At 57.2% G+C, this 26,602-nt stretch carries 24 protein-coding genes; 11 read left to right on the forward strand and 13 right to left on the reverse strand.

Features of this window, described 5'->3' with window-relative positions:
- Window positions 1–17: 17 nt before the first annotated feature.
- Both B3729_RS13745 and B3729_RS13750 read right to left on the reverse strand, forming a co-directional pair.
- Complete coding sequence (locus B3729_RS13745) at window positions 18–473, reverse strand: GyrI-like domain-containing protein (protein WP_167517210.1); 456 nt, start codon at window positions 471–473, stop codon at window positions 18–20.
- 119 nt (window positions 474–592) lie between these two features.
- The gene (locus B3729_RS13750) at window positions 593–1,858 is read right to left on the reverse strand and encodes an Hsp70 family protein (protein ID WP_286788161.1); all 1,266 of its coding nucleotides are present in this window, start codon (window positions 1,856–1,858) and stop codon (window positions 593–595) included.
- Between the two features lie 129 nt (window positions 1,859–1,987).
- Here B3729_RS13750 and B3729_RS13755 point away from each other — a divergent pair, with 129 nt between their 5' ends.
- Both B3729_RS13755 and B3729_RS13760 read left to right on the forward strand, forming a co-directional pair.
- Window positions 1,988–2,758 (forward strand): CPBP family intramembrane glutamic endopeptidase, encoded by a 771-nt coding sequence (locus B3729_RS13755; protein WP_286788162.1) that lies wholly within the window; start codon window positions 1,988–1,990, stop codon window positions 2,756–2,758.
- Between the two features lie 78 nt (window positions 2,759–2,836).
- A complete protein-coding gene (locus tag B3729_RS13760; RefSeq protein WP_286788163.1) occupies window positions 2,837–3,742 on the forward strand; it encodes an AEC family transporter in 906 nt (301 codons plus the stop codon).
- Window positions 3,743–3,781: 39 nt separating this feature from the next.
- Here B3729_RS13760 and B3729_RS13765 read toward each other — a convergent pair whose 3' ends face one another.
- Window positions 3,782–4,975, reverse strand: coding sequence for a class I SAM-dependent rRNA methyltransferase (locus tag B3729_RS13765; RefSeq protein ID WP_286788164.1), 1,194 nt, complete (start codon window positions 4,973–4,975; stop codon window positions 3,782–3,784).
- 158 nt (window positions 4,976–5,133) lie between these two features.
- Window positions 5,134–5,673: a type 1 glutamine amidotransferase domain-containing protein gene (locus tag B3729_RS13770; RefSeq protein ID WP_010795549.1), complete on the reverse strand. Its 540-nt coding sequence runs from the start codon at window positions 5,671–5,673 to the stop codon at window positions 5,134–5,136.
- Between the two features lie 214 nt (window positions 5,674–5,887).
- Between B3729_RS13770 and B3729_RS13775 the strand changes: the two genes are divergently transcribed.
- From B3729_RS13775 to B3729_RS13805, 7 genes are all read left to right on the forward strand, one after another.
- Complete coding sequence (locus B3729_RS13775; protein WP_371106371.1) at window positions 5,888–6,712, forward strand: HDOD domain-containing protein; 825 nt, start codon at window positions 5,888–5,890, stop codon at window positions 6,710–6,712.
- Window positions 6,713–6,741: 29 nt separating this feature from the next.
- On the forward strand, window positions 6,742–7,554 hold the full coding sequence (mutM, locus tag B3729_RS13780) for a bifunctional DNA-formamidopyrimidine glycosylase/DNA-(apurinic or apyrimidinic site) lyase (RefSeq protein ID WP_010795547.1): 813 nt from the start codon (window positions 6,742–6,744) through the stop codon (window positions 7,552–7,554).
- A 133-nt stretch (window positions 7,555–7,687) separates the two neighbouring features.
- Window positions 7,688–9,622, forward strand: coding sequence for an esterase EstP (gene estP / locus B3729_RS13785; protein WP_286788165.1), 1,935 nt, complete (start codon window positions 7,688–7,690; stop codon window positions 9,620–9,622).
- 185 nt (window positions 9,623–9,807) lie between these two features.
- On the forward strand, window positions 9,808–12,246 hold the full coding sequence (locus B3729_RS13790) for a glycogen/starch/alpha-glucan phosphorylase (RefSeq protein ID WP_286788166.1): 2,439 nt from the start codon (window positions 9,808–9,810) through the stop codon (window positions 12,244–12,246).
- 58 nt (window positions 12,247–12,304) lie between these two features.
- On the forward strand, window positions 12,305–14,404 hold the full coding sequence (gene glgX / locus B3729_RS13795; protein ID WP_286788167.1) for a glycogen debranching protein GlgX: 2,100 nt from the start codon (window positions 12,305–12,307) through the stop codon (window positions 14,402–14,404).
- Between the two features lie 124 nt (window positions 14,405–14,528).
- A complete protein-coding gene (locus B3729_RS13800; RefSeq protein WP_010795543.1) occupies window positions 14,529–15,539 on the forward strand; it encodes a class 1 fructose-bisphosphatase in 1,011 nt (336 codons plus the stop codon).
- 158 nt (window positions 15,540–15,697) lie between these two features.
- Window positions 15,698–16,105 carry a hypothetical protein gene (locus B3729_RS13805; protein WP_286788168.1) on the forward strand — a complete coding sequence of 136 codons (408 nt, stop codon included), beginning with the start codon at window positions 15,698–15,700 and terminating at the stop codon, window positions 16,103–16,105.
- Window positions 16,106–16,152: 47 nt separating this feature from the next.
- Here B3729_RS13805 and B3729_RS13810 read toward each other — a convergent pair whose 3' ends face one another.
- The 6 genes from B3729_RS13810 to B3729_RS13835 all read right to left on the reverse strand — a co-directional run bounded on the left by B3729_RS13810 (window position 16,153) and on the right by B3729_RS13835 (window position 21,818).
- Complete coding sequence (locus tag B3729_RS13810) at window positions 16,153–16,740, reverse strand: O-methyltransferase (protein ID WP_286788169.1); 588 nt, start codon at window positions 16,738–16,740, stop codon at window positions 16,153–16,155.
- 114 nt (window positions 16,741–16,854) lie between these two features.
- A complete protein-coding gene (locus tag B3729_RS13815) occupies window positions 16,855–17,904 on the reverse strand; it encodes an acyltransferase family protein (protein WP_286788170.1) in 1,050 nt (349 codons plus the stop codon).
- A 473-nt stretch (window positions 17,905–18,377) separates the two neighbouring features.
- Complete coding sequence (locus B3729_RS13820; protein WP_286788171.1) at window positions 18,378–18,905, reverse strand: hypothetical protein; 528 nt, start codon at window positions 18,903–18,905, stop codon at window positions 18,378–18,380.
- Between the two features lie 131 nt (window positions 18,906–19,036).
- Entirely contained in the window at window positions 19,037–19,177 is a 141-nt protein-coding gene (locus B3729_RS13825; RefSeq protein ID WP_286788172.1) for a hypothetical protein, read from the reverse strand.
- A gap of 53 nt (window positions 19,178–19,230) precedes the next feature.
- On the reverse strand, window positions 19,231–20,283 hold the full coding sequence (locus tag B3729_RS13830; protein WP_286788173.1) for a GGDEF domain-containing protein: 1,053 nt from the start codon (window positions 20,281–20,283) through the stop codon (window positions 19,231–19,233).
- A 173-nt stretch (window positions 20,284–20,456) separates the two neighbouring features.
- Entirely contained in the window at window positions 20,457–21,818 is a 1,362-nt protein-coding gene (locus tag B3729_RS13835; protein WP_286788174.1) for an MATE family efflux transporter, read from the reverse strand.
- A 168-nt stretch (window positions 21,819–21,986) separates the two neighbouring features.
- Here B3729_RS13835 and B3729_RS13840 point away from each other — a divergent pair, with 168 nt between their 5' ends.
- Entirely contained in the window at window positions 21,987–22,838 is an 852-nt protein-coding gene (locus tag B3729_RS13840; protein ID WP_010795535.1) for an urea carboxylase-associated family protein, read from the forward strand.
- A 58-nt stretch (window positions 22,839–22,896) separates the two neighbouring features.
- On the opposite strand, the gene pcp is transcribed toward B3729_RS13840, so the two are convergent.
- Genes pcp through B3729_RS13855 form a run of 3 tightly spaced genes read right to left on the reverse strand, consistent with a single transcriptional unit; the run spans window position 22,897 to window position 25,233 of the window.
- Window positions 22,897–23,538 (reverse strand): pyroglutamyl-peptidase I, encoded by a 642-nt coding sequence (gene pcp, locus B3729_RS13845; RefSeq protein WP_286788175.1) that lies wholly within the window; start codon window positions 23,536–23,538, stop codon window positions 22,897–22,899.
- Window positions 23,539–23,546: 8 nt separating this feature from the next.
- Window positions 23,547–24,497 (reverse strand): DUF979 domain-containing protein, encoded by a 951-nt coding sequence (locus B3729_RS13850; protein ID WP_286788176.1) that lies wholly within the window; start codon window positions 24,495–24,497, stop codon window positions 23,547–23,549.
- Window positions 24,498–24,501: 4 nt separating this feature from the next.
- Window positions 24,502–25,233, reverse strand: a complete 732-nt coding sequence (locus B3729_RS13855; RefSeq protein ID WP_286788177.1) for a DUF969 domain-containing protein — start codon at window positions 25,231–25,233, stop codon at window positions 24,502–24,504.
- Between the two features lie 358 nt (window positions 25,234–25,591).
- On the opposite strand from B3729_RS13855, the gene B3729_RS13860 reads away from it, so the two are divergent.
- On the forward strand, window positions 25,592–26,506 hold the full coding sequence (locus B3729_RS13860; protein ID WP_286788178.1) for a LysR family transcriptional regulator: 915 nt from the start codon (window positions 25,592–25,594) through the stop codon (window positions 26,504–26,506).
- Window positions 26,507–26,602: the final 96 nt, after the last annotated feature.

Below are 26,602 nucleotides of genomic sequence, written 5' to 3' on the forward strand. Positions count from 1 at the left end.
TCTTTTTCAGAACTTCCCTAGTAGATCGGGATGTACAGGTTTACTTCAGAGGCTGGGTTATCCGGCCCCTTGAAGTGCTCGTCGTATCGCTCGAAGCTGACAGCTTTCTTCGGTTCCAGGCCACGTTCAGGCAGGACACGGGCATACAGATACTCGTAGGTATCTGGGAGCGTATCTGCCGTTCCGATGTGGGTGAACTGCAGATATTTCTGCGCAGGCACCGTGTAACCGAGCATGCCTTCCGGTACGGGTGTGTTCTCGTCGACCTTTATACCGGCCAGATAGCGCAGCACACCCGGGGGCGGACTGAGTGTCAGACCGAACCACTGTTGCGGGGCGCTAGGCAATTGCAGCTCGGCTAGCCGATGCGTAACGTCATGCCAGAGCTGTGCAATGCTGCCGCCCTGGCCATCGCCCGTGTACTCCAGGCCCACGACGGTAAACGCTGGAAGCTCGGTGATACTGAGCGGCATGGTGGTCTCCTTGTAGATAGAGGCGTCGCGCCCGGACAGGCCCATGAGGAATATTTCCAGTTGAGCCTGTTTCGATTGGTCGAGTTCAACTGCCTTGATAGGTCAGGTTGCTGTATGGCCTAGCCGTAGCGCTTGAAGGCCTCGATGGCAAGACCGCTACCAATGCTGCCGAACTGATCGCCTTCTGCCTTGCGCGCCTGGGGCAGCAATTGGTCAATGCTGTGGCGCAGCGCCGGAATACCACTCGAGCCGCCGGTATAAAAGACCGTATTGATCTGCTCATGGGAAACGCCTGCCGAGGCCAGCAGTTGATTGACGCTTGCCTGAATACGCGCCAGTAGCTGAGCGATCGACTCCTCGAACAATGGGCGGGTCAGTTCAGCAGACAGGTCCTTCTCGATATGCGACAGGTCCAGGTTCAACCGATCGGCATGGGTCAGTTCTATCTTGCTGTTTTCTACCTGAATCGCGAGCCAGTGCCCGGCGCGCTGCTCGATCAGCTTGAACAGCCGATCCATCCCGGCCGTGTCCTGAGCGTCGTAGCGCATGTCCTTGAGGGCAAGCTGTGCCTTCTGACTGTATACGGTATTGATGGTGTGCCAGGTCGCCAGGTTGATGAAGTGGCTGGTAGGCATCAGTGCCTGGCTTTTCATCAGGCTGCCATAGCCGAAAAGCGGCATGACGCCCTGCAGGCTAAGCTGCTTGTCAAAGTCGGTACCACCGATGTGTACCCCGCCGGTGGCGAGAATATCCGATTGGCGATCCGCCAGCTGCCGGCGCTCGGGTGACAGACGTACCAGGGAAAAGTCGGACGTACCGCCGCCAATGTCGACGATCAGCACCAGCTCTTCCTGATTCAGTGTTCGCTCGTAGTCGAATGCTGCCGCGATAGGCTCGAATTGAAAGGAAATGTCCTTGAAGCCTAGCTTTTGCGCTACGGCAACCAAGGTGTCCTGGGCTTCGCGGTCGGCGGTTTCATCATCATCCACAAAGTAGACAGGTCGGCCCAACACTACACTGTCGAACTCACGTCCGGCCGTGGCTTCGGCGCGGCTTTTCAGCGTACCGAGAAACAGGCCAAGCAGGTCCTTGAAGGGCAGGGCGCTGCCTAGGATGCTGGTTTCGCTCTTGAGCAGCTTAGAGCCGAGCAGGCTCTTGAGCGAGCGCATGAGGCGTCCTTCATAGCCTTCCAGGTATTCATGAAGCGCCAGACGGCCGTAGACGGGACGGCGCTCTTCCACATTGAAGAAAATGACCGAGGGAAGCGTCACCTTGCCGTCTTCTAAAGGTATGAGGATATCCGAGTCGGGCCGCAGCCAGCCGACGGTGGAGTTCGACGTGCCAAAGTCGATACCACAGGCACGTGCGGGTAAAGCGATAGTCATGGTGCTGGTCCATCCAGAAGCAGCCGCACAGTTTATCGCGACTTGCCGAACCTGTCCGCTCGGTCAGGCAAAAGGCTCGGTTAGCATGCTGCACGATGTTACGTTGTCATCTTCTGTTTGGGAGTAGCCATGCCGTTTCATCTACAAATGTTGCTTCCCGGACTTTTGCTGGCGCTGGGCTATGGGCTGGGCGATATTGACGAAGCGGGGTTGTTGACCGGAGCACTTTATGTCGGCTGGGTGCTGAGCGAGGGGCGGTTGCCGTCCTGGCTATGGTGGTTTGGGGCATTGGCATCCAGTGTTGCGCTCGCCATTCATGTCGCGCCGGGATTCTCTCCTCATGTGCTCGGCGGGCCGCTGCAATACAGCCCGGACGCCGAGCCAGTGTGGCTAAGGTTAAGCTGGGATAAGGCACTGGTGGGAGTGACGCTACTGGCCTGGTGGCTTGGCAAGGCGGTTCCGTACGATACGCGGCGTATGCTGCAGGTCAGGCCATGCGTGCTGATTGCTGTCGGTACTCTTGCCGTAGTGCCTGCCCTAGCGTTAGGAATGGGATTAGTGGCCTTCCAGCCCAAATGGCCAGCACTGTTCTGGACCTGGTTTTCTCTTAATCTGGGCGTTGCGGTACTGGCGGAGGAGCTGCTGTTTCGAGCCCTGCTGCAGCGCGGGTTGATTGATCGGTTTGGGTTCTGGGCAGGTCTGTTGGTAACGGCAGTCTTGTTTGGCATGGCGCACTGGCCATTCAGTGCCGGTTTTGCCTTGGTTGCTGCCGTGGCGGCTCTGGGGTACGGCGCGATATTCGAGCGGAGTGGACGGCGACTGAGTATGGCCGTGGCCTTGCATTTGGCTGTCAATGTGCTGCATGTTCTGCTGCTCAGCTATCCGCTGCGATTGTCCTAGCTTGCATCGGTAGGCATGTTCATGGCGTCTGAATCTTCAGTCCGGCGTCCCGATGGTTAAGGCAAGGAGTAGACGTACATGGTGGTTGTCCTCGCAATCATGCCCGTATTCGGACTGATTGTGCTGGGTTATGTATTAGGGTGGCGGCAGTGGTTGACGCCAGAGTCTATGGGTGGGCTGACCCAACTGGCGTTCAAGGTGTTCATGCCGGCTGTGCTGCTCACGGGAATTGCCAAGGCAGACTTGCGCCATGGTTTGTCACCTTTACTGCTGCTCGGATATTTCGGCCCGGTCCTGCTGGTGTTTCTACTGGTCAATCTGTTTGTGCATTGGCGCCGGCGTGAGCCTACGGCGTTCGGATTGACGGCCAGTTATTCGAACAATGTCCTGATCGGTATTCCTCTGGTCGTCAATTTGATGGGGGAGGAAAATCTCGTCTATGTGTTCGCTATTCTGGCGCTGCATAGCCTGACGTTGTTTGCCATGCAGAGCTTTTATACGGCCTTTGGCGGCACGGAAAAGGTTAGCATCCCAGAGCTGCTGATGAGTCTGGCAAACCCGTTGATCGTCGGACTTTTGCTGGGGGCTGCCGTGAATGTATCGGGGCTAACTTTGCCGGGCCCGATATGGCAAATCGCGACCTGGCTGGCACAAGCCGGTCTGCCTTGCGCCTTGATTGTGCTAGGCGTGAACCTTTCACGCTACCGGCTAAGGCCGAGCCTTTCCGTTGTCGGGTTGACGGCAATAAAGCTGCTGGTCTTTCCCTTCGTGGTCTGGACGGTATGCCTGTGGCTGCCGAGCTTGAGCGGTGCAGCACGGAGTGTGCTGATGCTGATGGCCGCCTGCCCGAGCGGGGTAAACGTGTTGGCATTTGCCCGGACGCCTGAGGAAAACCGTGTCGTCAGCTCAACGGTGTTTCTTTCAACCGTTCTGGCTGTCGTAACCGTGCCGTTGTGGATGGCACTGGTCGGACTGAATCGGTGACTGGCCGTCCGGTAAGGATCGGACGGCCAGAGCGTGGGATCAGCTGGGCAGGATACGGCAGGTCAGACTCTTGATGTAGCGGGTCTCGGGGATGGCAAGGTGGACCGGATGATCAGGGCCCTGGGCACCACGCTCGATCAGCTGGATATGACGATCCAGGTGACGTGCACTGCTGAGCAGGATTTCCTGCAGGTTCTCTTCAACAAGATGCATCGAGCAGGAGGCGCTGACCAGAATGCCGTCCTTGTTCAAGAGGCGCATGGCCTGCTCGTTGAGACGACGATAGGCGGCCTCGCCGTTTTTCACGTCCTTCTTGCGCTTGATGAAGGCGGGCGGGTCGGCCACGATCACGTCGAAGCGCTCGTCAGCAGCCTTCAGCTCCTTCAGGGCCTCGAACACGTCGCCTTCTACGCAGACCATCTTTTCGGCAACGCCGTTCAAGGCCGCATTGCGCTCTACACCATCCAGGGCAAAGCCGGAGGCATCCACGCACATCACTTCGCTGGCACCGAATACAGCGGCCTGCACGCCCCAGCCACCAATGTAGCTGAACAGGTCCAGAACGCGCTTGCCTTGTACATAAGATGCCAGGCGGGCACGGTTCATGCGATGGTCATAGAACCAGCCGGTCTTCTGGCCCTCAACGATAGGCGCTTCGAATTTCACGCCGTTTTCTTCCAGGGCAGCCCATTCCGGTACGTCACCGTAGGCGGACTCGACATAGCGGGGCAGGCCCTCGGCTTCTCGAGCACTGGAGTCATTTTTCCACAATACGGCCGCTGGCTTGAGCACCTGAAGCAGTGCAGCCAGCACATCATCCTTGTGACGCTCCATGGTGGCCGATGCCAGCTGAGCCACGATGACATCGCCAAAGCGATCCACCACTAGGCCGGGCAACAGGTCCGAGTCGCCGTAGACGAGGCGATAGAACGGTTTATCGAACAGGCGCTCACGCAGGCTCAGGGCGACTTTCAGGCGATGAACAAGCAGGGATTTGTCCAGTACATGCTTGGTATCGCGGGAGATCAGACGGGCGCAGATCAGGTTGTGTGGGGACAGGGCAACGATACCGATCGGCTTGCCGCCAGCAGCTTCGAGAACGGCTTGTTCGCCGGCCTGGAAAGCGGTCAGCGGAGTGGCTGCCACGTCAATTTCGTTACTGTAGACCCAAAGGTGCCCGGCGCGCAGACGGCGCTCGGCATTGGCTTTCAGTCGCAGGCTGGGCAAGGACATTTGAGGGACTCCAAGAAAAAGGGGCGAAGTATACCTGCCCGGGCGGCACGGCGCCTTCACGCTTGAAGATCAGTCTAAAAGATAGAGAGAAACGCGACGTACGGATGAAAAATGGCCCGGCTGATACAGCGCGGGCCATAGATCAGGCAGGTTGGAGATCAGGCAGCGATCATGTTGATCAGCTCGCGATTGAACGCGGGAATGTCATCAGGCTTGCGGCTGCTGACCAGTTTTCCGTCCACGACGACTTCCTTATCCACCCACTGGGCACCGGCATTTTTCAGGTCATCGGTCAGCGAAGGCCAGCTAGTCATGGTCTTGCCATCCACCAGACCGGCGGAAATCAGCAGCCAGGCACCATGGCAGATCACGGCGATCGGCTTGCCGCTGCTGCTGGCCTCTTTGACCAAAGTCTGCGCACGCTCATCGGTGCGAATGGTGTCTGAATTGACGACGCCGCCTGGTAAAACCACCGCGTCATAGTCGCCGATGTTGGCAGCATCGAACGTCAGGTCGACATTGAATGTGTCCGCCGGGTCGGTGTGGTTCCAACCCTGGACGGTGCCAGACTTGGCAGAAATGATATGAGTCTTGGCGCCTACCTTCTCGAGGGCCTCCTTGGGACCGGTCAGCTCGGCCTGCTCGAAACCGTCAGTTACCAGGATTGCTACTTTTTTGCCTTCTAACGATGCCATCATGGAACCTCCGTAAGCTATGTGATCTAGGATTAAGTGGAGATGCGTTTCCACGGCTTCTGTATGAGTCGAACCCGGGAAAGCAGGCAAGTTCCTCCAGTGATCAGTGGTTGCTGAGCGTAGGGTGGGCTAAAATGTGAGGTCATTCACAGGTATCTGATCCATGTCGCTAGAGCTTCAACCCGAGCAGATTCGCCAGGCGCTTCAGGGAATCACCATCCCGCCTCAACCGCAGGTCATGGTTGATCTACAACTTGAGCAGCTTGCCCCGGATCCCAGTCTCAAGGTGATTGCGCAGCTGATCAGCCAGGACCCCGGCTTGGCAGGCGCGCTGCTCAAGCTCGTCAATGCACCCTGTTTCGGGCTGGCCAACCGGATTACGTCTATCCAGCGGGCCGTCAACCTGCTGGGGATCAATTCCGTCGTCAATCTCATCAACGCGCAGTCCATCAAGAGCGAGATGAGTGATGAGACGATCGTGACGCTAAACCGCTTCTGGGACACCGCCCAGGATGTGGCGGAAACCTGCCTGACACTGGCCAAGCGGACAGGCTATCAGGCTCCGGATGAGGCATACGCTCTTGGGCTCTTTCACAACTGCGGCATACCGCTGATGCTAGGGCGGTTTCCTCATTATATGGAAGTGCTGGAGGAGGCCTATGGGCGGGTTGGGCCTGAAAGGCGTGTCGTGGATACGGAAAACCATTACTTCAACACCAACCATGCGGTCGTCGGTTATTACACGGCCCGTTCATGGCGTTTGCCAGCCCATGTCGCCGAGGCCATTTCCAATCATCACAATGCCCACCGGATTTTTGTCGACGGTGACGCCAGCAGTGTGCCGATGAAAAACCTGTTGGCCATTCTGAAAATGGCCGAGCATATCTGTGGCTGTTATCGCGTGCTGGGCAATCAGGCTCAGGACGCCGAGTGGAATCTGGTCAGTAATCAGGTTTTGGATTACATCGGTCTGTCCGAGTATGACTTCGATATGCTCAAGAACAACATCCTTGAAATGGGGCTTGGGCACATCCATTTTTAAGAGCATATTGTTTCTCTGTCGAGGGCTGAATGCCTGAATTACCTGAAGTCGAAACGACCCGGCGTGGAATAGCGCCACACCTGGTAGGGCAGCGTGTATCCCGCGTCATTATTCGTGATGCCCGGCTGCGCTGGCCCATTCCGGAAGACCTGGATGTTCGCCTGTCCGGCCAGAGGATCGAGGCGGTCGAGCGGCGCGCCAAGTACCTGTTGATTCGTGCCGAGGCAGGTACGCTGATTGCTCATTTGGGCATGTCCGGCAGCCTGCGAATGGTGCCGGTCGGGACGCCGCCGGTTAAGCACGAGCATGTGGATATCGAACTCGAGTCAGGATTGTCGCTGCGCTATACCGACCCTCGCCGCTTTGGCGCCATGCTGTGGTCCCATGAGCCTCTGGAGCATGTGCTGCTCAAGTCGCTGGGGCCGGAGCCTCTGACCGAGGCGTTTGACGGGCGGCGTCTCTACGAAATGTCGCGTGGTCGCTCCATGGCGGTAAAACCCTTCATCATGGATAACGCCGTTGTGGTGGGCGTTGGCAATATTTACGCGACGGAGGCCCTGTTTGCGGCCGGTATCGATCCGCGTCGGGCGGCGGGCAGCATTTCCCGAGCGCGCTACGACCGGTTAGCCCAGGAGATCAAGCGCATTCTGGCACTGGCTATCGAGTCCGGGGGCACGACCCTTCGGGATTTTGTGGGTGGCGACGGCAAGCCGGGCTATTTCAAGCAGGAGCTGTTTGTCTATGGCCGGGCAGGTGAGTTCTGCAAGAACTGCGGCTCAGGGCTACGTGAGATACGGCTGGGGCAACGCGCCAGTGTCTATTGCGGCAAATGCCAGCGATAAGTGAACGTGCGTGAGCTATTTCTCTTTTTGTAAGTCAGCCGGTTAACGTACGGGCTGCACAGGGCGGAATCCTGGTCTAGGCTGTGGTCGCTTGCCAAACAGCAGAACTGACCCACAAGATCAAGGATAAGCCATGTCAGTCCGTCGTATCGCTCTTGCCTCCCTGTGCGCTGCGATTTCCTTCGCCAGCGCCGCCCATGCCGCTCCCAACCCTTACAGTCATCTGGTGGTCTTTGGCGATAGCCTGAGCGACTCGGGACAATTTCCCGACCTGAATGGCCCGTTGGGCTCCTCGCTGCGCTTTACCAATCGGGTAGGGCCCACGTACCAACCGGGGAGTGGTGAGCCGGTCGGGCCTACCAGCGTCATGCTGCTGGGCGGCCGGCTAGGCTTTTCCAGCCAGGAGCTTGGGCCATCCACATCGCTTATCAATTCCGTGTTGGGACTTCCCGACGGCAACAACTGGGCGGTAGGCGGTTATCGAACCGACCAGATTCTCGCGTCGATTACCGAGGAGAATGGCTCTGTTGTAGCCACCAATGGTCTGACGCTTCGCCGCCGGGATGGCTATCTGGTCGATCTGGCGGATCAGGGCCAAGGCCTTGATTCCAACGCATTGTATTACCTGACGGGAGGGGGAAATGACTTCCTGCAGGGTGTGGTCACATCGCCTGCAACCGCCCAGACAGCGGCCAATCAACTGGCTGCCAGTGCCAGCGCATTGCAGCAGGCCGGTGCCCGCTACATCATGGTCTGGCTGCTGCCTGATATCGGCCTTACGCCTGCCTTGAGCGGAACCCCGCAGCAAGCGGCTGCGTCCCAGCTCAGTGCTGTGTTCAACAATCAGCTGGTGTCACAGCTTTCCACCATTGATGCGCAAATCATTCCATTGAATGTGCCACGACTTCTGAGTGAAGTGTTGGCCGATCCTGCCCGTTACGGCCTGGCGGCCGACCAGAACCTGACGGCTACCTGTTTCGATGACTGCACGCAGCAGAACGCTGTTTACGGCCTCGACAGCACCAACCCTGATCCGACCCGGTTGCTCTACAACGACCGTGTGCATCCTACGATTACTGGTCAGCGCCTGATCGCCGACTATGCCTATTCAATTCTGGCGGCCCCCTGGGAGCTGACCTTGCTGCCGGAAATGGCCTACGGTTCGCTGACTGCCCATCAGGGACAGCTGTATTCGCAATGGCTGAGTGACCGCAATCACTGGCAGCCAGTAGGCACATGGAATTCCTTCGTATCGCCGGGCGGGTTGCGTCAGAACTTTGATGGACAGTCCAGCAGCGTGAGCGGTGATGGCGACGGCTACAGCCTGGACTTGGGAGGCAGTTTCCGCCTGAATGACTATTGGCGTGTGGGCGTGGCCGCCGGGTTTTACAAGCAGGATCTGAACGTGGGTGCTGCTGATTCTCGCTATGACCTGCGCAGTTATTTCGCTACCGCCTTCGCGCAATATCAGCAGAATCACTGGTGGGCCGACCTGGCCTTGACCGGGGGACACCTGGATTACCACGATCTCAAGCGTACCTTCGCCCTGGGGCCGACTGAGCGTAGCGAAAAAGGCGATACCAACGGTCATCTGTGGGCGGCAAGTGGGCGGCTGGGCTTTGATCTGGCCCAGCCACAAAGCGCCTGGCACCTGTCGCCGTTCATCAGTGCCGACTACGCGCGAATTACCGTGGACAGTTATTCGGAAAACAGTGATCGAGCAACGGCGCTGAACATCGACGAGCAAAAGCGCCGCTCGCGGCGCCTGGGCGCTGGTCTGCAGGGGCAGTTCGAGCTGACCACCAGAACGCAGGTTTTCGCAGAAGTAGCTCGGGAAAAGGAATTCGAGGACAGTACGCAGGACCTTACGATGTCTCAGGTTGACCTGCCAGGACTCAGCTATACGTTGCAGGGCTATACGCCATCGGATCGGTTGGACCGTGCTTCGCTAGGGGTTAGCCAGCAGCTGACCGACGATGTGGCAGTGCGTGCGAGCTATTCCTATCGCAAGAGCCGGGAAGACGATGCCCAGCAGTCTGTAGGCCTCAGCGTGTCGTGGCAGTGGTAATAAAGAGGTCTGAAATGGGAGTCGGCGCATAAAAAGTCGTCGATTCCTTGGACCTATTTGCCGTTTCGACCTACAAAGACAGGTATGCACCCTTAATCATGGGCCGGTCTATGTGTCTCCCAATACCTTCCAGACACGCTTGCCGGTCAGCCTATCAGTGTTCGTTATGCCGAGGTTGTTACTAGATGACGAGAGCCCGTTTTATCTCGCCCAACGAAGTTGCTGCTCTGCGTTCAAACATTCTTTCCAAGCTGACCTATGACGTAGGCAAGGACCCCGAGCACGCCCTGGATCATGACTGGTTCATGGCGACTGCCCTGGCGACGCGTGACTATATCGTCGATCGCTGGATGAGTCGGACGCGTGAGGCTTACCGGGCCAACCAGAAGCGCGTCTATTACCTGTCCCTGGAGTTTCTCATTGGCCGCCTGCTGATCGACAGCCTGTCCAATCTGGGCATACTGGAGGAAACCCGTCGCGCACTGGCAGACCTGGGTGTTGACCTTGAGCGTATCCGCGGACTGGAGCCGGACGCTGCCTTGGGTAATGGTGGTCTGGGCCGTCTGGCGGCATGCTTCATGGAAAGCATGGCGACGCTGGGTATTCCTTCCCATGGGTATGGTATTCGCTACGAGCACGGCCTGTTCCGCCAAGTCATCGCTGATGGCTTCCAGCACGAGCAGCCGGAGAACTGGCTTGATTTCGGTAATCCGTGGGAATTCGAGCGTGCCGAGGTCGTGTACGAGATCGGGTTCGGCGGTCATGTCACGCCCTATGAAGGCAACTCCTTGCGCCAGGTCTGGACGCCGGGTGAGAAAGTTCGTGCGGTTGCCTATGACACGCCCATCATGGGGTGGGGTGGGGAAGGGGCCAATACGCTGCGCCTGTGGCGCTCCCGCCCGCTGGAAAACATCAAGCTGGACACTTTCAACGCAGGTGACCACGTCGGGGCCGTAGCGGATCAGGCCCGGGCTGAAAGCATCTCTCGGGTGCTGTATCCGGCCGACAGCACCGAGGCGGGGCAGGAGCTGCGCCTGCGGCAGGAGTATTTCTTCGTGGCCGCCTCGCTGGCGGATCTTACCCGGCGCCATATCAAGCAGCACGGCGACATCATGAGCCTGCCCGAATACGCGGCCATCCAGCTCAATGATACTCACCCGGCCATTGCCGTAGCCGAGTTGATGCGCTTGCTGGTGGATGTGTACGGTCTGCCATGGGACGCTGCCTGGAGCACCACCGTCAATACGCTGTCCTATACCAACCACACCCTTCTGCCAGAAGCATTGGAAACCTGGTCGGTCTATCTGATGGAGCGCCTCCTGCCGCGCCACATGCAGATCATCTACATGATCAATGCCCAGTTCCTCGACTCGCTCCGTGCACGGGGCGAGACAGATGGCTCCATGCTGTCTTACGTGTCCCTGATCGATGAAAGCCACGGCCGTCGGGTACGTATGGGCAACCTGGCCTTTATTGGTTCGCACAAGGTCAACGGTGTGTCCGGATTGCATACCGAGCTGATGCGCAAGACCGTCTTCCGCTCCATGCACCGGCTCTTCCCGGATCGAATCAACAACAAGACTAACGGCATTACCTTCCGCCGCTGGCTCTATCAGGCCAACCCTGCGTTGACCGATCTTCTGGTGGATGTATTGGGCGAGGATGTCCAGCACGATCCTGAAAAATCGCTCCCCCGGCTCAAGCCCTATGCCAACGATGCCAATTTTCGAGAGCGTTTTGCCCACCAGCGGTTGCATAACAAGAACAGTTTTGCCGAGCTGGTGAAAAAGACGCTGGACGTCTCCCTCAGTACCGACGCCATCTTCGATGTGCAGATCAAGCGCATCCATGAATACAAGCGGCAGCTGATGAACCTGCTGCAGACCATTGCGCTGTATCAGGCCATCAAGGACAACCCCAACGGGCAATGGACGCCTCGTGTAAAGATTTTTGCGGGCAAGGCAGCTGCCAGCTATCACCAGGCCAAGCTCATCATCAAGCTGGCCAACGACGTGGCCAAGGTGGTTAATAATGACCCGTCCATTCGTGACCTGCTCAAGGTGGTGTTCCTGCCTAACTACAATGTGAGCCTGGCTGAAGTCATTATCCCGGCGGCCGACCTTTCCGAGCAGATTTCCACAGCGGGTCTCGAGGCGTCAGGCACCAGCAATATGAAATTTGGCCTGAACGGTGCACTTACCATTGGCACGCTCGATGGCGCCAACGTTGAAATGAGTGAGTTTGTCGGTCAGGAACATATGTTCATCTTTGGCCTCAAGGCGGCCGAGGTTGAAGAGCGCCAGCGCATGGGGGGCAACTCTTCGGACATCATCAACAGCTCGCCACGGCTGTCGGCCGTGCTTTCGGCCATTCGCAGCGGGCAGTTCTCACCGGATGATCCCTCTCGCTATAACGGGCTGCTGGACGTGCTGACCTGGCACGACCGCTTCCTGGTCTGTGCTGATTTTGATGCCTACTGGGATGCTCAGGTGGCAGTCGAGGAGCGTTGGAATCAGCCGGACGAGTGGTGGCGCTCAGCGGTACTCAACACGGCCAGTATGGGTTGGTTCTCCTCCGATCGAACCATTCGTGAATACGCCACGGATATCTGGCAAGTCTTATAAGTCTCAATAGCCGGCACCTTTCGCGTGCCGGCTTTTTTCTGCTTTACGGAGATTTTCTGTGCCCCGCCACGTGACTCATCTCGAAATCGGAAACCCTGCTGAACTGGGCGCGACACTGGTCGGCGATGGCATCAACTTTGCCGTGTGGGCGCCAGAGGCCGAGCGGGTAGAACTCTGCCTGTACGATGCCAAGGGCGAGCATGAAACCCATCGACTCGTTTTCCACGAAAAGACAGGCAGTGTCTGGCATGGGCATTTTCCGGGAGGTAAGGCGGGGCAGCGTTATGGGCTGCGGGCTTATGGCGCCTATCAGCCTTCTCAAGGACTTTACTTCAACCCTCATAAGCTACTGGTCGATCCTTACGCCAAAGCGGTAGACCGCCCGTTCGTGCTGCATCCCAGTGTCTATGGCTTCGATCCAGACCACCATGATCGCCCAGACCATCGCGACAGCGCGGCTCATGTTCCCAAAGCCATTGTTCAGGCACCGCTAACACCGCTTGAGCTGGAAGGCCCGCGTTACAGGGGTAGCCAAAGCCTCATCTATGAGCTGCATGTGCGTGGCATGACCATGCAGCATCCCAAAGTTCCTAAAACCATGCGTGGCAAACTGGCCGGGCTTCGGCAGCCTGCCGTGATCGAGTATCTGCAAAAGCTTGGCGTGACTACGCTGGAGCTGCTCCCTATTGGGGCCTGGGCGGATGATCGGCATTTGCCCAAGCTTGGGCTTGGCAATTATTGGGGCTATAACCCCGTCACCATGATGGCTGTCGACCCCCGTCTGGCAGGACGTGACGCCATTATTGAGTTACGTGAAACCGTGGCAGCGCTGCATGCGGCAGGGTTCGAAGTCATCCTTGATGTGGTGTTCAACCACACCGGTGAAGGTGACGAGCTGGGTCCGACCTTTTGTATGCGAGGACTGGATAACCGAGGCTATTACCGGCTGCATCCGGATGATCCTTCGGTTTACATCAATGATGCAGGTTGCGGTAATTGCCTGGCGCTGCAACGCGAGCCAGGGCTGAGGCTGACAATGGACTCGCTGCGCTACTGGGTGCAGGCGGCAGGTGTAGACGGTTTCCGTTTCGATCTGGCGCCCGCACTTGGACGGCTTGAGACCGGCTTTAGCGTCGACGCGCCACTCATGTTGGCCATTGCCCAAGATCCGATCCTAAAACAGGTCAAGCTGATCGCCGAGCCTTGGGATATTGGCCCGGGCGGCTATCAGGTCGGGCAGTTCCGCAGCCCTTGGGCTGAATGGAATGATGATTTTCGCGACGATGTTCGCAAGTTCTGGCGGGGCGACGACGGCATGCGTGGCGCACTGGCGACCCGATTGTCAGGAAGCGCCGATCTGTATGACCGGCACGGCCGGAACATCGACGCCAGCATCAACTTTGTGACGGCTCATGATGGGTTCACGCTGGCAGACCTTGTGACTTATGCACATAAGCATAATGAAGCCAATGGCGAAGAAAATCGCGACGGGACTCAGGACAATCACAGTTGGAACAACGGTGCCGAGGGCCCGACCGACGATCCCCACATCAATGAGCAGCGTGCAGCTGATCAGCGTGCCCTGCTGGCAACGCTGCTGCTGGCAGGTGGCACGCCGATGTTGACGGCTGGCGACGAATTCGGTCGCACTCAGCATGGCAACAACAATGCCTATGTTCAGGATAATCCGCTGTCATGGTTGGACTGGGCACTTGCCAGCAGCCCAACCGGCAAACGCCAGATCAATTTTGTCGCCCGGCTGGCTGCGCTGCGTCGTCAATACAAGGCGTTGCAAGCCGAGCACTTCATCGGGCGCCCCGCTCACGGTGACTGGGTTAGTGTGCAATGGCTCGATGCAGAGGGTGAACCCCTGGACGAGGCGGGTTGGAATAGGCCTGAATCTGCGCCATTGGCACTGGTGCTCTCGCCCATGAACGGTGCCGGGCACCTCAGGGCAGAGCGGTTATGGCTCTGTTTCCAGCCGCTTAACCATCCTCAGACGTGTCGGTTAGCGCTATCTCGTGACGGCCATCACTGGTCGCTCATTCTAGATAGCGCACGACCTGAACTGGAAGCCGGTCATGCAGTCTACTCCAGCGCCGAAAGCCTAGCGCTCGGCCGCGGTGTTAGCATAGCCGTGGAGTTGCTGCGTCCCTAGCGGCGTGCAGACCTTGTCTCTCGAACAATCAGAACGTTGGGTGGGGGCTTGTAGGCCGCTTCGCTTGAGACGGAGCTTGAGCATCCGCGCTACACTGCGCGAACCTTTTCTACCGGAGCCTCACATGTCCCGTATTACGCTGAGCCGCTATCTGATCGAACAGACCCGTAGTCATAAAACCCCAGCCGATCTGCGTTTTCTGATCGAAGTCGTAGGCCGTGCCTGCAAGCGAATCAGCTATGAGGTATCCAAGGGTGCGCTAGGTGGCGTACTGGGCAGCATGGGCACTGAAAACGTTCAGGGCGAAGTTCAGAAGAAGCTGGACGTCCTGTCCAACGAAATCCTGCTTGAAGCCAACGAGTGGGGCGGCACCCTGGCGGGCATGGCGTCCGAAGAGATGGACCAGGTTCACCAGATCCCCGGTGAGTACCCCAAGGGTGCTTATCTGCTGATGTTCGATCCCTTGGACGGCTCCTCCAACATTGACGTTAACGTGTCGGTTGGCACTATTTTCTCCGTTCTGCGTAAGGATCATGGGGGTGCCACCTACGGTGATACCACTGAAGAAGCCTTCATGCAAAAGGGCACTGAGCAGGTCGCTGCAGGCTATGCCATCTATGGTCCTCAGACCATGTTCATTCTGACCCTGGGTGATGGCGTCAAAGGCTTTACCCTGGACCGTGAGCTGGGCAGCTTCGTATTGACACACGAAAACATCTCCATTCCTGAGACAACTGCCGAGTTCGCTATCAACATGTCCAACCAGCGTCACTGGGAGCCGCCGGTACAGCGTTACGTAAGCGAGCTGCTGGCTGGCAAGGAAGGCCCGCTGGAGAAAAATTACAACATGCGCTGGATTGCCTCCATGGTGGCCGATGTGCATCGTATTCTCACCCGTGGCGGTATCTTCATGTACCCACGTGATGCTCGTGAACCGGAAAAGCCCGGCAAGCTGCGTCTGATGTACGAAGCCAACCCGATGGCTATGCTGGTCGAGCAAGCAGGCGGTGCGGCCACCAATGGTTACCAGCGTATTCTGGAAGTGCAACCGGAAGGCCTGCATCAGCGTGTAGCCGTCTTCCTCGGCTCCAAAGAAGAAGTCGAGCGCGTTACCCGTTACCATCAGGACGCCTGATGACCGACTGGCCAATGGTCATTTACCGTTGGCCAGTTCTCTTCTCTCGCTAATGCAGGCTTTGTTCAGCCTGTATTAAGCCGCAATTCAGACGCTGTTAAGGGCTCTTTTTCTACTCTGACCCTGCTTGCTCATTCATGGCCAGCGAGGACAGCATTATGAATCTCTTTCAGAAAATGGCAGCGTTTGCAGTAATCAATACCGTAAGCTACACCGCCCTGGCAGCAGATCGCGATGCTTCTGTTGAAACCCCGGTCGGCTCTACGAGCGGTGATGTGATGGATACCCGGGACTTACTGCAGACAGCCAAAGAATCCGATACTGGCGATGGGGTTTCTCAGGGTCAGTCATGGAGTCAGCGTCTTGGGCGCTCCGGTCAGCGCTATACAATCGCAACCCAACGCTTCAACGGTGAGGCTATTGAGCCCCATAATCTCTCCGGGCATTACTCCGGTGTCTCGGCCACAAACCCGCCGGGTACTGTAACTTTCGAGGTTCCGTCCCTCGAGCAAAGCACATCGGCTCATCAGCCGACACCGTACTCATCTGGCAAAGGGACAATCTGACGGCGTAAACCTCTGCACGGGAGCGCAGTGCTCCCGGCAGGGCAGGTTCATGGCCGACGGGTTGCCAGAAACTCACCTTTGCCTACCGGCACAAGGCAAGTCGAAAAGTCCGGATCGCTCTCAACCAGAGCTTTGAAGGCCGCCATTTCATCGGCATGGGACAAGGCATTGTCCACGATCAGAAGGCCGCCCGGGCGCAGGACTCTTCTGAGGTCAGGCCACCAGCCACAATATTGGCAGCGCTCGGAATCAAGAAACACAAGGTCCAGTGAGTACTTGTCCTGTGCAGCCAGGATGGCACCGCCGTCACTGTGAAGCTGTGTTATCAGCGCCTCGAGCCCGGAGCGCTTGAAGTTCTGCCGTGCCAGCTCGATTTTGGCTTCGGAAAGCTCCACGGTGCGAATGGTTCCGCCCACTGTATGAGCCGCTTTTGCCAGCCACAAAGTGGAGTAGCCATTAGAAGTCCCGATTTCCAAGACACGCTTGGCATTGGTAGCCTGAACCATGACATAAAGAAACTCACCCGTATCACGTGTGATGTTCAGCATGCGACTTGGCCGCTCATGCGTACGGCTATCGTTAACTTCCCCAAAGGTTTCCAGTTCTTTTAATAAAGTATCCAGATCTGAAGGCATTAATTATCCACTCACTGTTTTTGTTTTAGGGAATTAATACTGCTGGATAATAGTAAGTGTTTGGAGAATAAAAAAGCCCCGCCAATATAATTAGCGGGGCTTTTAGTTAACGCTTTAGGAAGCAACCGAGGGTGTATCGTTACTCGGCTGCTTTGGGTGCTTTTTTAGGAAGTTTAACTTTGGTGCCTGGAACATATAGTCCATATGGAGTTTCAGCATGATTTTGGCAGCAATAATCGGTACGACAATGCCAACAAGGCACGCTGCAAAAATATGCAGATAGACGTTATCGATATGCAGGAACTTGCTCAGGATAACGCGTACGCCGCTCCCGGCCAGGATATGCATGAGGTAGATCGGCATGGACAGCGTGCCGATGGTAATGAACCACTGAACAGGTTTACGGGCCAGCAGCATGGACAGGCTCGTAACCAGCAGAATGGCCGATAGCGCCACCATCAGCGACATCCATCCGCGGTCGGTATAAGTGTGATGCGAGATGATATGGAACTGATACTCCAGTCCCGCTGTAACCAGAAGCGTAAAGGCTGCTATGCGACCTGGCTGCGCTTCGATGGCAGCAGCAATATTGGTAAACCAGACGCCAAAGGCGAAAAACACGAAGTTCTGGATCAGAAAGTCGACCAGCATCTGGCGCGGCGCGTATTGCTGGAGCCCGTAGGCCACGGCGGATAGCAGGAAAATGGGTAGGAAAACCTTCTTCGATTTGCTGCCGTACAGCACGATGGACAAAACAAATACAAAGAACAGCGCATACAGGAACCAGAACTGCGCTCTGGGCCGCCACAAGAGGGAGAACACCTCACCCAGCGTCACATCGCCATTGGTATAGCGAGAGAGAAAGGCTTCAATCACGCCCTGCAGGATTGACCAGACAAGGAAAGGGTAGACAACCGTGTCCAGCTTGTTGACGAATACACCCTTGCCGCCGCGACTCGTTAGCGATTTGAAGAAAAACAGGCCAGACAGGAAGAAGAACAACGGCATGTGGAAGCTGTAGATGATGCTGTCCACAAGCATGTGCGTCTCGACATCGGTCTTGATGATGCCGGCATTTAAAAGCCCGCGGAGCACATGGCCATAGACAACCAGGATTATGCCAATGGCTTTGGCATAATCGACCCACACATTTCGGTTATTCATTGAACTATCCTTGATTCAAAGGTTGAAACTAAGACGATTTTTTAGAGGTAGTAAGTTGGGATCCAACTGCTCATCCCTGTTCCTGAGGAGTTCCGCTTCCTTGATCAGGCTTGGCCGCTTTAATAACAACGCGAGATCGTAAAGCCATCATAAATTAGAATGTGAAACGTATAGTGAAAAGTCTGAAAAAATAATTCCGACAATCGGATTTGCTTTAAAGTCTGGCCAGACCTGCACACGCTTATTGTTATTGGCAAAATTAAATACGCCAATAAAACCCTGAATAAAGAACGGGTTTTATAACAAGATAAAAACGTGTTTATGGAACAATCACAACTCCAGCGACGAGGTCTGACAATGGCGATGTGCTATTGTTCCGTGGCGCTTTGAAAAGATTTCGCTGTTCTGTCTGGCAGATCGCCAAATCAGCATTTGAGGCTGGACATCTGCACGCTGGAGTGCTCACTGGCAGTCTAGAGGTCTGGATTGATGCCCTTGAGCTGCTGTTTGACGAGGATTTTCTCGTAATCGGGTGAGGTGTAGATCAGAAGTGCCTGCCGCTTCATGTCTGCGTTGGTGGAAAACCTATAGAACACCGTATTGTTATCGAACGCCATGAACGCATGACTGTTGGGCTGGCTTTCCAATTTGATGAAGTGATCGGACGGCGATTGCGAGGAGGGTGGCCCGTATTTCTCGGTCAGACCTTGAGCAATGAGAAAGCTCTTTTCAACCGGCGTGACAATCGAAAGGCGCAAGAAGCGGTTGTCGATAAAGAACAGCCCAGCCTCAAGGCTATCCTTGCCCAGCTTAAGATCGGGGCAGCTGTAATACTCCAGCCCCTCGATAGGTGCAGTACGTGGTGTCAGGGCGCAGATCTTGCTTTCCAGTACCGTTTGCTTGCTATCACCAAAGTGCAAATCCTTATAGCCGTCTACGGCTTGGGAAAGGCCTGCATGCAGCGAAGCGATAACGCCTAGCAGATACCCTGACTTGCGCATTACATGACATTCCGACGTAAGGGTGAGTGATGATGACGCGCATCATACCTCATGTCAGCGATGTTGAAAGAAGTGGTGCAGTCGCCGGGTAAGCCGGGAGGGGAACCCAGGCTTACCCGTTCAGAGGTGAATTACCAGACGCCAGGAGGAATGATGTCGTCAGAGTCATATTTGATCTTGTCGATGTTCTCTTTCTTGCTGTGTTCCGGCGTCGTGTCATCCAGGGTTTCAGACTGGGTATCGTCCTTGGGATAGTCATCAGCTTCAGGCATACAGGCGTCCTCCAGTGGATACGGGGTCTCTTGTTTGGGCCGATAAATGCCCGTCAGGTTCCTTGGGAACCTGATTCAGAGGCCATCACGACTCGATTACGGCCCTCATGCTTGGCCTGATAAAGAGCCGCATCAGCGCGTTTCAACAGTGACTCGGCAGGCTCATCGGCATCCCCATTTGCACCGCCAATACTGGTGGTAACCGCAACAGGGCCGTTGACGGTCAAAAAGGGAGTATCGGCAATGGCAAAGCGTATGCGTTCCGCGATGCCATCCAGCTGCTCCGCCTTGTCGATGCGGGTAATCACGGCAAATTCTTCACCTCCCAGTCTGAGTAACAGGTCATGGGGGCGAAGCGTGGTGGCGATCCGGTGGGCGGTTTCGACAAGCACCTGATCGCCTGCGGCATGGCCATGCTGATCGTTGATTGCCTTGAAGTGATCCAGGTCGATGAACAATGCGCCGATTCGCTCGTTGTTGCGCCGCGCGGCAGCTTGCTCGACCGGATAGAAGTGTTCCAGCGCCGCACGATTCCATAATTGTGTCAGCGGATCGAGCATCGCCCTGCGGCGCTCGCGTGAGATAACGGTGCGCAGGTAGCGGGTCTGCTCTGAAAGGCTGCGTAGTTTCAAGTAGCCGTCAGCCATTTGGGCAAGGTCTCTCAGGCGGTCACGCTCCCGAGCCGTCAGCTGCCTGGGCTCGGAATGCATCAGGCACAAGGTGCCAATGGGCAGACCTGATGGCGCCACGAGGGGATGCCCTGCATAAAACCGTATGTACGGGGGCTCGATCACCAGTGGGTTGGATGCAAAACGCTCATCGCTCAAGGCGTCCGGTACGATCAGCGGGCGATGGGTATCGAGCAGGGCATGGGCACAAAAGGCAACACTGCGTGCTGTAGCGCTGAAGGGTGATCCACTGTGGGCCTTGATGCACTGTTGTTCACGGTCGATCAAGCTGATCAGCACTCGGTCGACCTTGAACAGGTCCCGCGCAATCCGCACCAGGGCATTCATATAGGCATCCGCCGGGGTATCCAGTATTTCAAGCGACTCCAGCGCTTTTTGGCGCTCGGCTTCACGAGGGTGTGCAGGCGCAGCGTGCATGGTGAATCCTGTGGCAGGTAGGTGCGATAACCTTGTTCCAGAAGGCGTTCCGCTTGATATGACCCTTGGAAACGCGCGGTGTTGCCAAGGAAAATAGGCGGCGTGTAGGAGGTGAGGGGCGAAGCCCGGCTGTCATCTCTCCGCCGGGCTAGCTGTGCCAACTTTGCTAGGCATCAAGAAGGGTCTTGAGGGTGCTGATCAGGTATCCAGGCGTTGCGTCTGGTCATCTGCCAGGCCTGAAAGCTCTGGACGATACCTCTCAAGGCCATGAAGCCCAGAAACGACAACCACAGCCCATGGTTGCCCAGGTCTTTGAGCGCAATGCCTAGCGGAAGGGCGAGCAGGACGGCAATGACCATCGCATTGCGCATTTCCCGGGCTCGGGTTGCTCCGATGAACAGCCCATCCAGCAGGTAACTGCTCATGGCAATGACTGGCAGTGCGGCCAGATACGGAAGATATGTATAAGCCGCTTCACGTACCGCGGGAAGATCGCTTTGCAAGTCGATGAAGCGTGCACCGAACAAGGCAAACCCCAGGGCAAATAAGAGACTGGCCAGCAGCGACCAGCCGGCGGCAATGACCAGGGTTTGCCGGAGGGCCTTGCGATCACGAGCCCCAATGGCGTGCCCTGCCAACGCCTCCACCGCATGGGCAAGTCCATCCAGGGCGAATGCGGTCACCATCAGGCCATTGAGGAGAAGGGCGTTAGCGGCCACCGTGGCATTACCTAAACGTGCGCCCTGAAATGTGATCAGAAAGAAGACGCCTTGCAAGGCCAGCGAGCGGATAAAGATATCGCGGTTAACCGCCAGCAGGGGGCGCCAGGTGGACCAGCGCTTGAGTCGCGCGATGCGAACCGCGCCTGCCATGTGATGCAGTGTCTGGCGCGCCAGCCATAGGCCAAGCCCCACGCCGAACCACTCAGCCAGGGCGGTTGCTGCTGCAATACCGCGAATGCCCCAGCCAAAGCCGAACACGAACAACACGTCGAGCAGCAGATTGACGATGTTGGTGGTCAGCAGCATCGCCAGCGGCGCACGCGCATTCTGGGTGCCCAGCAGCCAGCCGATCAGGGCATAGCTCGACAGGGCGGCAGGCAGACCCAACAGGCGAATCTGGAAAAAGCGCTCGGTGGCTTCGCTCAACGCTGCCGAGGAGGTCATGCTGTTCAGCAGCAGAGGAAGGCCTAGCAGTGAAAGGCCGATCAACCCCAGCGCCAGCACACAGGCCAGCAACAGACCTTGCAACAGAATTTGCCGAAGCGCACTGCCATCCTTACGGCCGCTGGCTTGCGCAGCGAAGCCGGTCGTTCCCATGCGTAGGAAGCCCAGCACCGCGACCATTGTAGTGTAGAGGCTTCCCCCCACCGCCACGGCGCCCAGATCATGTACATCCGGCAGATGACCGGCGATGGCGCTATCTAGCAGGGTCACGAGGGGTACGGTCAGGTTGGACAGAATCATCGGGCCGGCCAGCAGCCAGACACGACGATGCATTGGACGGTAGCGCCAATCGGCAAGCAGGGTGGACATAAGGGCTCCAGTCAGCAGAACCCCTAGTGTAAAGGCTTACCGATCATCATGTTTCATGGCTGAGAAAACAGTACTGGCCGGGCAGGGGCGGCAGGGCTAGTGTTGAGGGTGCGCCATCGGCATGGCATTACCTGTGTGTAGTGATTTTTCTTTGGGAAAGGAGCTGACATGTATAAGCATTACCCTGCTGCCTATCAAGCAAGTCATGGTTCGGCCCTGTCGGTGGATACGGCCTTCTATGACCGTATTCGGGAGGGCAAGGACAAGCGGACGCTTATTGAGTCCTTTGACGTTCCGATCCGTACCGGTCGTGCGTGGCGGGTGCCGGCCGGGCATGTCTTTCGAGTGACGACGCCTGTAGGGCCGCAAGTGGGCGACTTCAATATCTGGAATGCCCATGATCCACGGGAGCGGCTATGGGCAGCCCGTACCCGTCAGCTACAGGGCGCTCATGTGTCTATCTATGATCGACTGTGGTCGAACCTGCCCTTTCTGCGGCCAATGGTCACCATCACGGACGACACCCTGGCTAGTTATGGCATCGACGAACATGGCGGACGCATTCATGACCTGCTGGGTACCCGCTGCGATCCTTACGTCAACAAGCTCCTGACCGGAGAAGATTTCCATCATCACTGCCATTCGAACCTGACCCGCGCGGTATTGCCCTACGGGCTGACCGAGTTTGATGTACATGATGTGCTGAACATTTTTCAGGTGACCGGGCTTAACGATGAGGACATGTATTTCATGAAGGCCTGCCCGGCGAAGCAAGGAGACTACCTGGAGTTTTTCACGGAGATCGACGTGCTGTGCGCTCTGTCGACCTGCCCGGGTGGTGATCTGTCCGTTGCGCTGTGGGGGCCGGACGCGCAAGACCCGCTGTCCGTCTGCCGCCCTCTGGGCGTTGAGGTTTATTCGCTGGATGACACCCTACTGGCAGGCTGGTCATCCCCGGAGCGGGCGGGTTACAAGGGAAACCACGGCCTGGAACTGGTGAGGCCTGCGTGGGATCGGTGAAGGACTGTCCTTTTGAGCCTTGCACTGCACAGCCGTTGTTCCGCGTAACGGTAAACAGCTAGTTCAGTTGTCCACCGGTTTCCTTGAGGTCGTTGGGCGTCATCATAGCCGCCTTCACGGCTATTCCAAGGCCCGCTACCAGGGTCTCGAGTGCCATGGAGGGCTGGCCTGGATGCCGGGCCGCTTGTTCGGGCAGATAAGGGATATGGATGAAGCCGCCGCGCACATTCGTGCCGGCGAGCCGGTGCATCAGTCCATAAAACACATGGTTGCAGACAAATGTGCCAGCCGTCTGCGATACCGAGGCAGGAATACCGGCATCCCTGAGTGCCCGTACAATGGCTTTAATAGGTAGCGTCGAGAAATAGGCCGCCGGACCGCCTGGCACTACAGGTGTATCGATGGGTTGTTGACCATTATTGTCGGGAATACGGGCATCGTTCACGTTGATGGCTATGCGCTCGAGGGTCAGGTCCGTACGCCCCCCGGCCTGGCCTACACCAATCACCAGGGCGGGCCGATGAGCTGCCAGCATGTGATCCAGCGAGACCAAGGCAGCACCAAAGACGCACGGCAGCTGGCGCGTGATGATGTAGGCATTGCCCAGATTCAGACCATCCAGTTGGCGCACGGCCTCCCAGGAAGGATTCACGGGCTCGTTCTCGAACGGTTCGAATCCGGTCAACAGGATGGTAGTCATGGTGGTCCTCACATCAGGATATATAGCAGCATGATATTAACTGCCAATAGACTCAAGGCGGTGGGGATTTGTGCCTTGATGACACTATTCTTGTCCGGCAGATTCAGCAGGGCGGCTGGCACGATGTTGTAGTTGGCTGCCATAGGTGTCATCAGCGTGCCGCAGTAGCCTGAAAACATGCCTATAGCCGCCATCACTGCGGGGTTGGCATCGTACTGCCCGATCAGAACCGGAACGCCCACACCGCCTGTCATCACCGGGAAAGCCGCAAAGCCGTTACCCATAATGATGGTAAACAGCGCCATCCCCACGACATACACGGCTACCGCCACGAAGCGGAAATCCATATTGATATAAGAGGTGGTGAGGTGTGCGACGGCCTTGCCAATGCCGGCATCGTTGAACAGGAGCCCCAGCATGGCGAGCATCTGCGGCAGTACCAGGGCCCAGCCCAGGGCCTCGGTCAAGCGGCGTGATTCGCGCATGGATTGCACAGGCGTATCGCGCGTCAGCCAGCAGGCGAGGGCCAGAGAAACCAGACAGCCGACACCCAGGGAGACAAAGGTCGTATTTTTAGGATCCAGCAGTGGAAGACCACCGACCTGCACGTCCTTGACCACTACCGAGCCGATAACGGTGACCAGCGGAATGGCCAGGGCGGGAATGAACAATTTGTTCTTGAGGCGCAGCGCACTGGCTTGGCGTTTTTCAGCAGGCAATTCCCCATGCTTGCCCAGTCCGACGCCACCTGTACCTGCAATGACGGCCATGACCAGCACGCCTACGCCTACCCAGGCGGGCGGTAATAGATCGCCTACCAAAAAAACAAGGCTGAACAGCGCCCAGAAAAAACCTGTCGTCCAGCGCTTGGGATGAGCGCGATCGGCAAAGGTCATGATTGCCGTGATTGCCAGGATGATGCCGGCCAGCCAGTAAAGGTATTGAATCGAGAGGATCATGGCATCACTCCTGACGGCCGATAGGCGTATGGTCGGCGTCCGGACGTTTTCCGCCCAGCTCGCGCTCCAGTTGGCTATTGAAGCGCTTGAGGCGAATGGCATGGATAATGAACGCACAAATGGCGGTAGGAATGCCCCAGACCGCAATGTGCAGCGGCTCGACATCGATATTGGAGCCGAGCAGGAAGGTATGCATCAGGGCGATGGCACCAAAGGCGACAAAGATGTCCTCACCAAAAAACAGGCCGACATTATCGGTAGCAGCGCACAAGGCGAGCAGTTTGTAGCGAATTTTCTCCGGCAGCTTGCCGTAGCGGTTTTCCGCAGCCCCTTCGGCCATGGGCGCGAGCAGTGGACGTACCATCTGCGGGTGCCCGCCCAGACTGGTCAGGCCCAGCGCAGCCGTCAGCTCCCGTACAAACAGGTAAAAGATCAGGAGCCGGCCCACCGTGGCGGTGCGGATCTTGGCAATCCAGTTCTGGGCATGTTCACGCAGGCCATGCCGTTCGAGAAGGCCGATTACGGCAAGCGGCAGGAGGATGATGAGGGGCAGGGCACGTGTCTTGACGAACCCGGCGCCAATAGTGGCAAGAATGGTCTCGAACGGCATGGATGCCGCAAAACCGGTTGCCAGGGCTGCCAGGGCCACGGCCAGCATGGGATTGAAGCGCAGCACAAAGCCGATGACGATGACCAGCACACCGATCAGTGGCCACAGGTTGACTGTGGTTTGCATAGGGAGTCTCCCTCGCCGGTTATGCCCAGGCAGGTGGGTTTGACGGCTGTGTGGAGGCGATCGGGAGCGCCTCCTTTGATGTTTACGCCGCCCGAGCCGGCGTCAGTTCTTGTTATGACTGCAACGGGCACGATCGCGCCGAAGGTATCAATCTGCGATACCAGAAACCTGCAGTGGCTCGCTCAAGGCGAAGCGTCCCCATTTTTTGTATGGATAGTGAAGAACGTCCAACAAATAAAAGTGTTCACCGCTGATTGATAAAAGCGTGGCCTTTCAGGGGCGAGGCGACTGACGGCCAGTGGTGAGAGGTCGTTCAAAGGGGGTAGAGTGAAATGCTCTACGGGGATGGTAAGCCAGCATGAACCTTCGCTTTCTCGAAACATTTGTCTGGGTGGCGCGTCTGGGCAGCTTTCGGCTGACAGCTGAAAAACTGTCCAGCACCCAGGCGGCAATTTCCAGCCGTATCGCCGTGCTTGAAGGCGAGCTGGGTGTCCAGCTGTTCCTGCGCGATCCACGAGGCGTCACGCTGACAGCCGATGGCCAGAAGGTCTTGGGGTACGCCGAGCAGATGATCGATACCTGGCACGACCTGCGCAAAGTGCTTGGGCAGGAAACCCGGCTGAGCGGACGGATACGCATCGGCGCCATGGACACGGTCATCCACAGCTGGCTGAGCGCCTTGTTCACCTGTGTAACCGACGCCCATCCAAACGTGGAAATCGAGTTGCTGGCCGATACAGCGCTCAACTTGAGCGACCAGCTGCTCAAGGGACAGCTTGATCTGGTATTCCAGACCGATCTCTTGCGCGCCGAAAGCGTGCGTAACCTGAAGCTGGCCAGTTATCCCATCCGCTGGGTGGTTGCAACCGACTCGCCGCTCAACCGCGCGTACACCAGTCTGGATGAGCTGGCCCGCGAGCGGTTGATTACCTTCTCGCGTAATTCGCGTCCCCATCAGGACCTGCTTAACTTTCTGCATCAGCACAGGATTTCGACGCCCCGGGTCTCTTGCGTCAACTCGGCGGCGGCCATCATCCAGTTGATCAGGGACGGATTTGGCATTGGTGCGTTGCCCCCGGCCCTCGTTAGCGAGGCGCTGAAGCACGGGACTCTGGCGCTTCTGCCTTTCGAGGCGCCGCCGCCGTTTGCCGTGTATGCCAGTTGGCATACGGGCGTGGGACTGACGTTGAACGAGGCCATTGTGGCGCTCAGCCAGCAGGTGGTCGGCGGCTTCTGTGCGCAGGTGGGGCCTGAACAGGCATTACCGGCCTGAAGCAACAAAGCCTTATCGCCGGGGGCCGGAAAGTTTTGTTGGACAGCCGGCATGATTTCCTCAAAGACTGGTTTTTCCGCATCAAGGGAATCCTGA

It is taken from the genome of Pseudomonas sp. UBA3149 (assembly GCF_002364655.1).
In the GTDB taxonomy this organism is placed as follows: Bacteria; Pseudomonadota; Gammaproteobacteria; order Pseudomonadales; family Pseudomonadaceae; genus Chryseomonas; species Chryseomonas luteola.